Annotated in this window: 10 protein-coding genes and 1 tRNA gene; 3 read left to right on the top strand and 8 right to left on the bottom strand. The window is 70.4% G+C overall.

Annotated features, from left to right (window positions below):
- The 6 genes from J1M64_RS08545 to J1M64_RS08520 form a co-directional block, all read right to left on the bottom strand.
- On the bottom strand, window positions 1-1,154 hold a 1,154-nt coding region (locus tag J1M64_RS08545), incomplete at its 3' end, for a serine/threonine-protein kinase (RefSeq protein WP_206473882.1).
- Window positions 1,151-2,623, bottom strand: coding sequence for a penicillin-binding transpeptidase domain-containing protein (locus tag J1M64_RS08540; protein ID WP_206473881.1), 1,473 nt, complete (start codon window positions 2,621-2,623; stop codon window positions 1,151-1,153). The genes J1M64_RS08540 and J1M64_RS08545, both read right to left, overlap by 4 nt.
- 7 nt (window positions 2,624-2,630) lie before the next feature.
- Window positions 2,631-4,112, bottom strand: coding sequence for an FtsW/RodA/SpoVE family cell cycle protein (locus tag J1M64_RS08535; protein ID WP_241261320.1), 1,482 nt, complete (start codon window positions 4,110-4,112; stop codon window positions 2,631-2,633).
- 8 nt (window positions 4,113-4,120) lie between these two features.
- Window positions 4,121-5,665 (bottom strand): protein phosphatase 2C domain-containing protein, encoded by a 1,545-nt coding sequence (locus J1M64_RS08530; RefSeq protein WP_307872399.1) that lies wholly within the window; start codon window positions 5,663-5,665, stop codon window positions 4,121-4,123.
- The gene (locus J1M64_RS08525; protein ID WP_206473879.1) at window positions 5,662-6,120 is read right to left on the bottom strand and encodes an FHA domain-containing protein; all 459 of its coding nucleotides are present in this window, start codon (window positions 6,118-6,120) and stop codon (window positions 5,662-5,664) included. Before J1M64_RS08525 ends, J1M64_RS08530 begins: the two co-directional genes overlap by 4 nt.
- Before the next feature lie 85 nt (window positions 6,121-6,205).
- Window positions 6,206-7,093 carry a DUF3662 and FHA domain-containing protein gene (locus J1M64_RS08520; protein WP_206473878.1) on the bottom strand — a complete coding sequence of 296 codons (888 nt, stop codon included), beginning with the start codon at window positions 7,091-7,093 and terminating at the stop codon, window positions 6,206-6,208.
- Window positions 7,094-7,282: 189 nt separating this feature from the next.
- Between J1M64_RS08520 and J1M64_RS08515 the strand changes: the two genes are divergently transcribed.
- The 3 genes from J1M64_RS08515 (at window position 7,283) to pntB (ending at window position 10,822) form a co-directional block, all read left to right on the top strand.
- Window positions 7,283-7,365 (top strand) — tRNA-Leu (locus J1M64_RS08515).
- Window positions 7,366-7,809: 444 nt separating this feature from the next.
- Window positions 7,810-9,396, top strand: coding sequence for a Re/Si-specific NAD(P)(+) transhydrogenase subunit alpha (locus tag J1M64_RS08510; protein WP_206473976.1), 1,587 nt, complete (start codon window positions 7,810-7,812; stop codon window positions 9,394-9,396).
- 4 nt (window positions 9,397-9,400) lie between these two features.
- Window positions 9,401-10,822: a Re/Si-specific NAD(P)(+) transhydrogenase subunit beta gene (pntB, locus tag J1M64_RS08505; RefSeq protein ID WP_067716483.1), complete on the top strand. Its 1,422-nt coding sequence runs from the start codon at window positions 9,401-9,403 to the stop codon at window positions 10,820-10,822.
- Window positions 10,823-11,144: 322 nt separating this feature from the next.
- Here pntB and J1M64_RS08500 read toward each other — a convergent pair whose 3' ends face one another.
- Both J1M64_RS08500 and J1M64_RS08495 read right to left on the bottom strand, forming a co-directional pair.
- The gene (locus J1M64_RS08500) at window positions 11,145-11,621 is read right to left on the bottom strand and encodes a hypothetical protein (protein WP_206473877.1); all 477 of its coding nucleotides are present in this window, start codon (window positions 11,619-11,621) and stop codon (window positions 11,145-11,147) included.
- Window positions 11,622-11,667: 46 nt separating this feature from the next.
- Window positions 11,668-12,767: acyl-CoA dehydrogenase family protein (locus J1M64_RS08495; RefSeq protein WP_241261319.1), on the bottom strand; the 1,100-nt coding region annotated here is incomplete at its 5' end.

The raw sequence follows: 12,767 nt of genomic DNA, 5'->3' as shown, positions 1-12,767 counted from the left end.
CCCCCGCCGCGGCCGCGGCGGGGGGGCCGTGAGGTGACCGGTGGGGCGGGCTGACGCCGGGTCGCGGCGGGCGCCGGCTGGGGCCGGGACGGGTGCGCCGGTCGTGCCGGCCGCGGCCCGTCGGTGCGCGGCTGTCCGGCGGCGCCCGGGTGGGTGCGGGTGTACGCGCGCGTCGGGTCGGGCGAACCCCCGGCCCGGTACACGCCGCCCGGGTCGTCATCGGGCAGGACCGTGGTCGCGGCGGTGGCGCCGGCGGCCGCGGCGGCAGCCCCCGCCGCGGCGCCGGCGGCGAGGAACGCGCCCGGGAGACGGGGATCGCGACCGGCCCGGAGGTCGGCGATCGCCTCGGCGAAGGCCTCGCCGTCCGGGTAGCGCCGACCGGGGTCCTTGGCCATGGCCTCGGCGAGGACGCGTCGGACCGGTCCGGGCACCGAGTTCGGGAGCGGCGGCGGGGTGTCGCGGACGTGCATCATCGCCACCGAGACCGGCGAGTCGGCGACGAACGGCCGTCGACCGGCCAGGCACTCGTAACCCACCACGCCGAGCGAGTAGACGTCCCCGGCCGGGGACGTCTCGTTGCCCATGGCCTGCTCGGGCGCGATGTACTGGGCGGTGCCCACGACCATCCCGGTCTGCGTGACGGCGGACGCGCCCATCGACTTGGCGATCCCGAAGTCGGTGAGCTTCACCTGCCCGGCGGGCGTGATGAGGATGTTGCCCGGCTTGACGTCGCGGTGGACCAGGCCGATGGCGTGGGCGGCGTTGAGGGCGCGGCCGGTCTGCTCGAGCATGTCGAGGGTGTGCCGCATCGGCAGCGTGCCCTCGCGGGCCAGGACGTCCGATAGCGGCTCGCCCACCACGAGTTCCATGACCAGGTAGGACAGCGGGTTCCCGGAGGCGGGGTCGTCGATCTGCCCGTAGTCGTAGACGGTGGCGATCCCGGGGTGGGAGATCCTCGCGGTGACCTTGGCCTCGGACCGGAAGCGCTCGACGAACTCGGGGTCGGAGGAGTACTCGGCCTTGAGCACCTTCACGGCGACGTGGCGGTCGAGGACGCCGTCGTCGGCCTCCCACACCTGCCCCATACCGCCGGTGGCGATGAGGCGCAGTAGGCGATAGCGGCCGGACAGGACCGCGCCGGAGTTCAGACTCACGGCGTCCCTCCCAGCAGCGCGCCCAGGACCTCGCGACCGATGGGTGCGGCGTAGGTGGACCCGACGGTGCTGCGATCGACCCCGGGCCCGGACTCGATCGCCACGGCCACCGCCACGTCACGGCCGGGGACGAACGCGATGTACCAGGTGTAGGGGATGGACTCGGAGGAGTCCACGCCGTGCTCGGCGGTGCCGGTCTTGGAGGCCACGGTGACCCCGGGCAAGCCGCCCCCGGCGCCCTGTTCGGCGGCGACCATCATCTCGGTGAGTGTGCCGGCCTGCTCGTCGGTGAGGGCGCGGGCGGCGTCGCGGGGCGTGAAGCCCTGGACGACGGAGAGGTCGGGCGCCGTCAGGGTCTTGATGAGTTGCGGTTTCATGCGGACCCCGCCGTTGGAGACGGTCGCGGCCACCATGGCGTTCTGCAGGGTCGTCATCCGGACGTCGCTCTGCCCGATGGAACTCATCGCCAGCTGGGCGTCGTCCTCCATCTGCCCCAGGCCCGACGGTGCGACCGGGATGCCGAAGTCATCCGGGGCGGTGCCGTCGACGCCGAACTTCTCCGCCATCTCGGTGAAGGCCTCCGCGCCGATCTCCTGGCTCAGCTCGACGAAGGGCACGTTGCAGGACCTCTCGAGGGCCGTGCGCAGGGTGACGGTGCTGCCGCCACAGGTCTGGCCGGCGTAGTTCTCCAGGTAGGTGGACGTGCCCGGCAGCAGGGTGCGGTCGGCGCCGGAGACGGGGGTCTCGGGCCCCATGCCCTGCTCGAGCGCGGCGGCGGTGGTGATGACCTTCATCGTGGAGCCGGGCGGGAGGGACTGCTGGGTGGCGTGGTTGAGCAGCGGCCGGTCCGGGCTCTGCTCGATGCGCGCCATCTCCTGCGCGCGGACCTCCGGGTCCAGGCTAGACAGGGCGCCCGGGTCGAAGGATGGGCTGGAGGCCAGTGCGAGCACCTCACCGGTGGAGGGGCGGACGGCGGCGACGGAGCCCACGAACGGCCCCTGGCCCGCGCCGCGCCGCAGGGCCTCGTAGGCGACCTCCTGGCCCGTGGGGTCCAGGGTGAGCTCCACCGAGCCGCCCTGCGGGGTGCGGCCCGAGATCAGACCGGTGATCCGTTGGGACAGCAGTCTCGGGTCGGAGCCGTTGAGGAAGGCGTCCTGGGTCTGCTCGACCCCGGCGGTGGCGAACTGCAGCGAGTAGTAGCCGACGGTGGGGCCGAAGACGACCGGGTCGGTGGGGTAGGTGCGCTGGAACTCGAAGCGTCCTTCCGACGGCAGGGACATGGCCAGCACCCGTCCGCCGGCGGTGATCTGGCCGCGCTGGCGGGAGTACTCGTCGAGGAGCATCCGCGTGTTGCGGGGGTCGGCACGGAGCTCGTCGGCGCGGAAGACCTGGACCCAGGTCAGTTGCAGCAGCAGCGCCACCACCATGACCATGGCGGCGATCGCGACCCGTCGGATGGCGGTGTTCACGCGGCGCTCACCCGTTCCTCCGGCCCGGCGCGCGCAGCTTGGGCGCCCGCATCATGCCGGTGGCGGCCTCTGCCAGCGCCGGTGCCTGACGTGGGGTGGGCAGCGGCCGGCGCGCGTCGTGGGACAGGCGCAGCAGGATGGCGACCAGTGCGTAGTTGGCCAACAGGCTGGAGCCTCCGTAGGCCATGAACGGCAGAGTCAGGCCGGTGAGGGGGATGAGGGTGGAGACGCCGCCGACCACGACGAACATCTGGATGGCCATGGTGGACGCCAGGCCCACGGCGACGAGCTTGCCGAAGCTGTCGCGGATGGTCAGGCCGACCCGGATGCCGCGGAGGATGAGGATCGCGTAGACCATCAGCACCGCGGCGAGGCCGATCAGGCCCAGTTCCTCGCCGATGGTGGAGGTGATGAAGTCGGTGTTCGCGAACGGCACCTGGTCGGGTCGGCCGTTGCCGAGCCCGGTGCCGCCCATGCCGCCGGAGGCGAGGCCGAACAGGGCCTGCGAACTCTGGTAGCCGCCGGTGTCGAAGAACGCGAAGGGATCCTGCCAGATCTGGAACCGCACACGAACGTGCCCGAACAGGGCGTAGGCCAGCACGCCGCCCACGGCGACCAGGACCACGCCGATGAGCAGCCAGCTCACCCGCTCGGTGGCCACGTACAGCAGCGTGAGCACGGTGGCGAACAGCAGGAGCGCCATGCCGAGGTCGGTGTTGAACACCAGCACGCCCAGGGACAGGAACCAGGCCACGATGATCGGCCCGAGGTCGCGGGCGCGCGGCAGGTCCACGCCCAGCACGCGCTTGCCGGCGGTGGTGAACAGCTCGCGCTTCTCCACCAGGATCGAGGCGAAGAAGATGATGAGCAGGATCTTGGCGAACTCGCCGGGCTGGATGGTGAACCCGGGCAGGATGATCCAGTTCTTGGCGCCGTTGATCTCGGAGAACCGGGAGGGGAGCAGAGCCGGGATCGCCAGCAGTGCGAGGCCGGCGAACCCCATCGTGTAGCCGTACCGGGCCAGGACGCGGTGGTCGCGCAGGAAGTACAGCACGACCGCCATCACGGCCAGGCCGAGGAACGTCCACAGCAGCTGCCGGGTGACGTCCATGCCGGGCGGGTCGTTCCCGGCCGCCGCGGCGTTGGCCGCGTACGACAGGTCGAGCCGGTAGATGAGCACCAGCCCCAGCCCGTTGAGCAGCGCGACGCCCGGTAGCAACACCGGGTCGGCGTAGGGGGCGAGCCAGCGGATGAGCAGGTGGGCGCCGCCGGCGAGGCCGAGGAACGCCAGGGTGATCCACAGCAGCGCCAGGGACAGCTCCTGCTCCTGGGCGAGTTGGACCAGCAGCAGCGAGAACCCGACGATCACCGCGGCGGCGACGAGCAGGACCAGTTCCTTGCCCCGGCGCGGGCTGTCGGGCACCGCCTGGCCGCGGGGATCGGATGCGGGTGAGGCCGACGATGGTGAGGCTGATGCGGGGGAGGACATGAATCAGCTCACCGCCCGGCAGGTCTCCCCGGGCACAGGTGCGGGGGTCGTGGGCTTCCCACGGGTTCCCCCTTACCCACCGGCTCGCCGGGCGACGGCGACCCGGTGGGTAAGGGGGAACCCGTGGGAGAGGGCGTCTCGGTGGGAGAGGGGGACCCGGTGGGAGAGGACGACGACGAGGTCTGCTCGCGCGGGCGCTCCTGCTGCTCACGGGGTTCGCACGGCGGCAGGAGGTTGTCCTCCGTGAGCCGGGAGACCTGGGCGCCCGCCTCGGCGAGGCTGCCCGACGGCAGTCCGGCGCGGACCGTCTCCCGGGCGGGTTCGCGGAGATCCCCGAGGGTGAACACGTCGCACCCGGCGGGGATGGCATCGGGGGAGTGCATGGTCAGGTCGCCCTCGCGGGTCAGGCACCCCACCTGGATGACCGAGGCCAACGAGATGCCGAAGACCTCCCCGGAGATGCCCCTCTTCACCACGACCTGGCTGTCCGATTCGGTGACGAAGTAGTTGCTGCGGACGAGCAGCGCGGACACGCCCACGATCCCCGCCAGCAGTACGAGCACCCCGACGACGCTCAGGGCGAAACGCCATCTGCTGCCGCGCGGTGGGGCGGCGTCGACCTCGTCGTCGTCGGATCCGTTCCCACGCCCGTCACCCGACGCGCCGGCTGCCCCGGACGTGCCGGCGGCTCCCCCGCGTGAGGCGACCTGGGCGCGCGAGAACGCGGCGGCCTTACCGGCCGCGGTGTCGGAGTAGGGGTCGGCGGCGGGGTCGATCTGGCCCGGCTCGTCGCCCGACGCCGCGCCCACCACCACCGGGATGACCGGCGCGTCGCGCGGGGAGTCCAGGACGTCGGCCAGGACGACCGTGATGTTGTCCGGCCCGCCCGAGCGCAACGCCAGCTGGACCAGCCGGTCCGCGGCCTCCTCGACGGTGCCGGTGGCCAGCGTCTCGGCGATCGTCTCGGTGCTCACCGGGTCGGACAGGCCGTCGGAGCAGAGCAGGTAGCGGTCGCCGACCCGCGCCTCGCGGATGACGGCGGTCGGCTCCACCGGCTCCCCGGTCAGCGCCTTGAGGATGAGCGAGCGCCGCGGATGGGTGTGGGCCTCGTCGGCGGAGAGCTCCCCGCGGTCGACGAGGGACTGGACGAAGGTGTCGTCCTTGGTGATCTGGGTCAGCGTCCCGTCACGCAGCAGGTAGGCCCGGGAATCACCCACGTGGAGCAGGCCCATGCGGCGGCCGTCGAACAGCAGCGCGGTGGCCGTGCACCCCATGCCGTCGGTCTCCGGGTACGCCTCGACGTGGGAGGCGATCGCCTCGTTGCCGACCGTCAGCGCGCGGGTCAGGGCCCCGGTGAGATCCTGCCCCGGTTCGTCCTCGTCGAGCCGCGCCAGCGCCGCCACGACGAACTGGCTGGCGATCTCACCCGCGGCGTGGCCGCCCATGCCGTCGGCGAGGGCCAACAGCCGGGGTCCGGCGTAGGCCGAGTCCTCGTTGTTCTCCCGCACCATGCCCAGATGTGAGCGCGCGGTGTAGACGAGCGCCGGGGTCACGTGCGCAGCTCGATCACGGTCTTGCCGATCCGGATCGGCGTGCCGGCGTCCACCTTGACCGGGGTCGTCACCCGCGATCTGTCCAGATAGGTGCCGTTGGTCGAGCCGAGGTCCTCGAGGAACCAGTCGGGGCCGTGCGGGGACAGGCGGGCGTGCTGGTTGGAGGCGTAGTCGTCGTCGATCACCAGGGTGCACGAGTCGGCCCGGCCCACCAGGACCGGCTGCTCGGACAGGGTGATCCGGGTACCTGCGAGCGCGCCCTGGGTGACCACGAGATGCCGGATCGCCCGGGAACCGCGGCCGAACATCCCGCCCCGGCGCTCGCCGCGGCCGGACGACCGCATCCCCACGTTGCCGAAGACGTCGGTCTTCAGCGCCCGCAGGGTGAGGTAGATGAACAGCCACAACAGCGCCAGCAACAGGCCGCGCGAGAGCTGCAGAACGAGTCCCTGCACTGGTGCCGTCCTCCCCTCGCCCGCCGATTCACCTCGGACAACGTGTGGCCGCCCCCGGTGGTTCCGGGGGTCATCCGTGTCGAGGCTAGTCGAACCGGACGGTGATCTCCGAGTGTCCGACCCTGATGACGTCGCCGTCGGCGAGTTGCCAGTCCTGGATCGGCCCGTCGTTCACCGTGGTGCCGTTGGTCGAGCCGAGGTCGGTGAGAACCGCTTCCCGACCATCGAAATGGATGTCCGCGTGCTGGCGTGACACCCCGGTGTCGGGAAGGCGGAACGCGGCGTCCTGCCCGCGTCCGAGCAGGTTAGAGCCCCGCTGGAGGCGGAACGTGCGCCCCGAGCCGTCCTCGAGGTGCAGCGTGACCGTCAGCGAGGCCCGGCCCTGGGTGATCTGGGTCGGGGCGTCCGACGGGCCACCCCAGCCCGCGCCCCGGGCTCCGGGGCCGGTCGAGACCGGGTAGTTGGAAGCGGGTGCCTGCATGTCGCTGTTCTCCTTGCTCGCACTCGGCTCGTCCACGCCCCGTCGGTCCCCACCCGGCGACGACGGCGCCGGATGATCCGGCGCCGGCGCCGGTGCGGCGGCCGAGATGTGGAACGGGACGGCGTCGGGGTCCACGACCCCGTCGATACGCATCTGTCCGGTGTGGAGGTCATCGCGCTCCACGAAGGTCACGGTGACCGGGCCGTAGGTCTCCCAGCCCTGCTCGGAGATGTGGTCCGACAGGTGGCGGGAGAAGGTCTTGACGGCCAGGGCCTCGTCCTCGGTGAAGGAGGCGTAGTCCGACCGGGCCAGGGTGATGGTGTAGCTGTTGGACACCAACAGGTGCCCGTCGACCACCTTGAGGGAGGCCTCCGCCTGCTTGCGGAGCTGCGACTCCACCTCGGCCGCCACGACTCTCCCGCCGAAGAGGCGGGCGAACGCGTCGCCGACCGCGCCCTGCAGGGTGCGCTCGAACTTTCCGACGATCCCCACGCCTCGCCTCCTTCCTCGTGGTGGGCCCGGCCATCTTGCCGGCCTGGCTGTCCTCGCGCCGCCCGCGGCGGCATCCGGTCGATCATAGAGGCGGTGGCGGTGGGAAGCACGCTTCCAGCCGCAGGGAAGCCCTCACCAGCCGATTAGTGCGGTCGGAACGCCGCGTGTTAACGTATTCGGGCGTTACTCGGGCGAGTGGCGGAATGGCAGACGCGCTGGCTTCAGGTGCCAGTGTCCTTCGGGACGTGGGGGTTCAAGTCCCCCTTCGCCCACAGATCGGGAGCACCCCGGATCGTCTCTGACGGTCCGGGGTGCTTTTCATTGCGCACCAACTTCACGCCACTAAGCATCCGGGGCCTATGGCATGTGTCACAAGGTCCCCGAAAACGATCCCACCGGCTCGTTCGCGGTCCACTGTGTCCCGTAGGCTCTGCCGGAAGTTCTTCCGGTGGACGTGGCGCCACCCTGCCCGCGCCGGAGGACGACGCCGTAACGGTGGACGAAGCAGGGGTAACCATCCCACCCCGAGCCGCTTCGTGAGCTCTGATCTCGGATCGGTGACTGGAGCGCACCCCGGGCACACACGTGCCGGGCCTGTGGAGAATACGTAGAACACGCCAAAACTCGAGACGTCAGAGCCGGCGCACACGCGTCGGCTCGCTCACAACGCAGTAAAAGGATGCCCTATGGCTTCGAGCCTTGAAGAGATCCCTGATATGAAGCCGGACTCCGATGTCCGGGATGCCGGTGTCGCGCCGTCGGTGATCGGTGTGGTCGCCGAGTCCAACCCGGCGGAGAACCGGGTGGCGGCGACGCCCGAGACGGTGGCGAAGCTGATCGACCTGGGCTACCGGGTCGTGGTGGAGCACGACGCCGGTACGCGCGCGGAGTTCGCGGATGCCGCGTACGCGGAGGCCGGTGCCGAGCTGGCCGATGGTGACGCCGCGTGGTCGGCGGACGTGGTGATGAAGGTCGCCGTGCCCACTGAGGCCGAGGTGGCGCGGGTCCGGTCGGGCGCGACGCTGGTGGGGCTGTTGGCGCCGGCGCAGAACGAACATCTCCTCGGTCTGCTCGCCGAGCGCGGCGTGACCGCGCTGGCGATGGATGCGGTCCCGCGTATCTCGCGGGCGCAGTCGATGGACGTGCTGTCGTCGATGGCCAACATCGCCGGCTACCGCGCGGTGATCGAGGCCGCTCATCACTTCGGACGGTTCTTCACCGGCCAGGTCACCGCGGCGGGCAAGGTCCCGCCGGCCAAGGTCCTGGTCGCGGGTGCCGGCGTGGCGGGTCTCGCCGCGATCGGGGCAGCCTCGAGCCTGGGCGCCATCGTCCGCGCGACCGATCCGCGCCCCGAGGTGGCCGACCAGGTCAAATCCATCGGTGGCGAGTACCTGCCCGTGGAGGTGCCCGAGGAGGAGAAGGTCGTCTCCACTGACGGGTATGCCAAGGCCACCAGTGAGGCCTACGATCGGGCCGCGGCGAACCTCTACTCGGAGCAGGCAGCCGACGTGGACATCATCATCACCACCGCGCTGATCCCGGGTCGGCAGGCACCGCGCCTGATCACGGCCGCCGACATCGCGACAATGAAGCGCGGCTCGGTCATCGTCGACATGGCGGCCGCGCAGGGCGGCAACGTCGAGGGCAGTGTCCCCGACCAGGTCGTCGTCACCGAGGGCGGTGTCACGATCATCGGTTACACCGACCTGGCCGGGCGGCTGCCCGCCCAGGCCTCGCAGCTGTACGGCACCAACCTGGTCAACCTGACCAAGCTGGTCACCCCGGACAAGGACGGGGCGTGGGCGCTGGACATGGACGACGTGGTCCAGCGCGGTGTGACGGTGACACGGGGCGGCGAGATCATGTGGCCGCCCCCGCCGGTGCAGGTCAGTGCCGCCCCCGCGGCGGCCGCTGCCCCCGAACCGGTCGAGCCCAAGCCTGAGAAGAAGAAGATGTCGGCCGGCGCGAAGCTCGGCCTGATCGCCGCCGGCATGGCGTTGCTGCTGCTGCTCACCGCGGTCGCGCCGGGGGACATCCCGCGCCACATCACGGTGTTCGTGCTGGCGATCGTGATCGGCTACTACGTCATCGGCAACGTGCACCACGCGCTGCACACCCCGTTGATGTCCGTGACCAACGCGATCTCCGGAGTGATCGTCGTGGGTGCGTTGCTGCAGGTCGGGATCGACAACACCCTCGGCCTGGCGCTCGCCGCCATCGCGATCCTCGTCGCGTCCATCAACGTCTTCGGCGGTTTCGCCGTGACGCGTCGCATGCTCGGCATGTTCTCGAAGGGAGCCTGAGCAGATGTCTGTTGAGACCGCCGCCAATGCGGCCTACCTGGTCGCCGCACTGCTGTTCATCCTGTCGCTCGCCGGGCTGTCCAAGCACGAGACCGCCCGCCGGGGCCTGACCTTCGGCATCGCCGGCATGGCGCTGGCCCTGGTCGCCACCGTCGCGCTGGTCATCGACCACCAGCCCGCCACCATCGGCATCGTGTTGATGGTCGTGGCCGTCGCCATCGGCGCCGTCATCGGCCTGATGCGCGCGCGCAGCGTGCAGATGACCGAGATGCCCGAACTCATCGCCCTGCTGCACTCGTTCGTCGGCCTGGCCGCCGTGCTGGTCGGGTGGAACGGCTACCTCGAGCCCGAGCTGCACGGTGAGCTCACCGGTTCGCTGCTCGGCATCCACCACGCCGAGGTGTTCATCGGCGTGTTCATCGGCGCCGTCACCTTCACCGGTTCGATCGTCGCCTACCTCAAGCTGTCGGGGAAGATGAAGTCCGCACCGCTGGTGCTGCCGGGCAAGAACCTCATCAACCTCGGCATCCTCGTGGCGTTCGTCGCGCTGACCGTGTGGTTCGTCATCTCCCCCGCGCTGTGGATGCTTATCGTGGTCACCGCCCTGGCGCTGGCCCTGGGCTGGCACCTGGTCGCCAGCATCGGTGGCGGCGACATGCCAGTCGTGGTGTCGATGCTCAACTCGTACTCCGGCTGGGCCGCCGCGGCCACCGGCTTCCTGTTGGGCAACGATCTGCTCATCGTGACCGGCGCGCTGGTCGGCTCCTCGGGCGCGTACCTGTCCTACATCATGTGCAAGGCGATGAACCGCTCGTTCTTCTCCGTCATCATGGGCGGCTTCGGTATCGAGGCCTCGTCGGGCGAGGGCAAGGACCACGGCGAGCACACCGAGATCGATGTCGCCGGTGCGGCCGAGATGCTGGCGGACGCCTCGAGGGTGATCATCGCCCCCGGTTACGGCATGGCCGTGGCACAGGCGCAGTACCCGGTCGCCGACCTCACCCGCACCCTGCGTGAGCGCGGTGTCGACGTGCGCTTCGCCGTCCACCCGGTCGCCGGCCGCCTGCCCGGCCACATGAACGTCCTGTTGGCCGAGGCCAAGGTGCCCTACGACATCGTCCTCGAGCTCGACGAGATCAACGACGACTTCGCGGACACCGACGTGGTGCTGGTCATCGGCGCCAACGACACGGTCAACCCGGATGCCGCCGAGGACCCGGGTAGCCCGATCGCGGGTATGCCGGTGCTCCACGTCTGGGAGGCCGAGAACGTCATCGTGTTCAAGCGGTCGATGGCCGCCGGTTACGCCGGCGTCCAGAACCCGCTGTTCTTCCGCGACAACACCCAGATGCTGTTCGGCGACGCCAAGGACCGCGTCGACGACATCCTGGCCGCGGTGAAGGATCAGCAGGGCGCCAGGGCCTGACGCGCCGACCCGCCCGTTCGACCGTTCGCCCGTTCGACCACATCCGCTACCCGTCCTACGGATCCGCTATTCCGATTGGAGTAGCGGATCCCGAGGGGGAGTAGCGGATGTGGTCGTCTGTCGTCCGCGTGGCGGCCGTCGGGCGGCGGGGTGAGGGACTCGGGTTACGGCTCCGAGGCCGGTCCCCAGGCCATGGAGTGCTATCTCAACACCCGGTCGATCGCGATTCGGAACGTCTGACCGAGGTCGGGGACGACCAACGCCGGGGCCTGCAGCGGAGTCGGATAGAACCGGCGGCAGACCCCCGCGTCGCCCCGCCCGGTTACTTCTTCTTCAGCGCGTCCGTGCACCGCAGACGGAGCTGCTCCAATTCGCGTCCGTGCTGCTCCGCACGCTCGACCAGCTTCTCCAGCGTGGGCCGGGGGAGCCGGGGGTCGTCGATGTCGAGCAACGCCTTGAAGCCGAGCGTCTTGCCCGTCACGGCGAGGGTCAGCGCCTCGAGCTCGACCAGATCGCTCAGCGGGGAGCGCTCGGCGGCCCGCCGGTTGGGCTTGAGCTGGCCGAACTTCTCGGCGGCCTTGGCTGGCAGGTCCTTGAGCATCGAGGGTGACGTCCCCACCAGCGTCATGAGTTCCTCGAGGATCTTCAGATCGTCCACGGTCTCGTCGCCGATGCGGGCGACGATCTCCCTCGTCTCCGGATCCTCGTGGTCTTCGGCCACGCGGCGGAACAGGTCGATCCCGGCGGCGGCACCGGCGTGGTGGTCCTGCATGTACGTGTGCAACATCTCGGTGGCCATGTCCTGACGGTACGAGAGCGGGACGCAGGAGCAACCGGACCACGGTTCACCGGGCGAGGAGCCCCTTCGCGATGTGGGTCACCTGGATCTCGTTGCTGCCCGCGTAGATCATGAGCGACTTGGCGTCGCGGGCGAGCTGCTCGACGCGGTACTCGGCCATGTATCCGTTGCCGCCGAACAACTGCACGGCCTCCATCGCCACCTCGGTAGCCGCCTCCGAGGAGTACAGCTTCATCGCCGACGCCTCCGCGAGCGAGAGCGGCTTGCCGGCACGGGCGCGCTCGATGGAGTTGAAGACCATGTTGCGCACGTTCATCCGCGCCACCTCCATCTTCGCCAGCTTGAGCTGGATCAGCTGGAAGCGCCCGATCTCCTGGCCCCACAGGGTGCGTTCGCGGGAGTAGTCGACGCACAGCCGGTGGCACTCTTCGATGATGCCCAGCGCCATGGTGGCCACCCCGATCCGCTCGGCGGTGAAGCTCGACCTCGCCGACTCGCGGCCGTCGCCCCCGCGACCCTCCTCGGACTCGCCGAGCAGCCGGTCCCTGCCGAGGCGGACGTTGTCGAAGAACAGCTCCCCGGTCGGGGAACTGTGCAGGCCCATCTTCTTGAACGGAGCACCCTGCGTGAGGCCCTCCATGCCCTTGTCCAGTACGAACGTCAGGACCTTGCGGTCGCGCTTGTCGGCATCCGTGGCCGGACCCGTGCTGCCCGCTCCACCCGACCCCTCGTCGAGCTTGGCGTAGACGATCATCACGTCCGCGTACGGCCCGTTGGTGATGAAGGTCTTCTGGCCGTTGAGGATGTAGTCCTCGCCGTCGCGCCGCACGTAGGTCCGCATGCCGCCGAAGGCGTCGGAACCGGAGTCCGGCTCGGTGATCGCCCATGACGCGACCTTCTCCATGGTCACGATCCCCGGCAGCCAGCGTTCCTTCTGCGCCAGCGTGCCGCGGGACATGATCGTGGTCGCGCCCAGCCCAAGGCTCACGCCGAGCGCGGAGACCAGCCCCATGCACGCGCCGGCCAGCTCGCTGGTCACCACGGCCATCATGGAATCCCGGCTGGCGAGGTCGCCGCCGGAATCGCCGCCCTCGTCGTCGTCCCCCCGCCCGCCGACACCGCGCGGCGCGTCACCGGATGCAGCCC

The sequence above is a fragment of the Dietzia sp. KRD202 genome (genome assembly GCF_017168155.1).
Taxonomy (GTDB): domain Bacteria; phylum Actinomycetota; class Actinomycetes; order Mycobacteriales; family Mycobacteriaceae; genus Dietzia; species Dietzia kunjamensis.
The sequence above is the reverse complement of the archived record's forward strand: the minus strand, read 5'-3'. Positions and strand labels throughout refer to the sequence as shown.

What these genes read in the sequence shown, in the direction of transcription:
- J1M64_RS08510 (WP_206473976.1), top strand. Translation starts at nt 7,810, where the DNA reads ATGAAGCCGGACTCCGATGTCCGGGATGCCGGTGTCGCGCCGTCGGTG.
- pntB (WP_067716483.1), top strand. Translation starts at nt 9,401, where the DNA reads ATGTCTGTTGAGACCGCCGCCAATGCGGCCTACCTGGTCGCCGCACTG.
- J1M64_RS08535 (WP_241261320.1), bottom strand. Translation starts at nt 4,112, where the DNA reads ATGTCCTCCCCCGCATCAGCCTCACCATCGTCGGCCTCACCCGCATCC.
- J1M64_RS08500 (WP_206473877.1), bottom strand. Translation starts at nt 11,621, where the DNA reads ATGGCCACCGAGATGTTGCACACGTACATGCAGGACCACCACGCCGGT.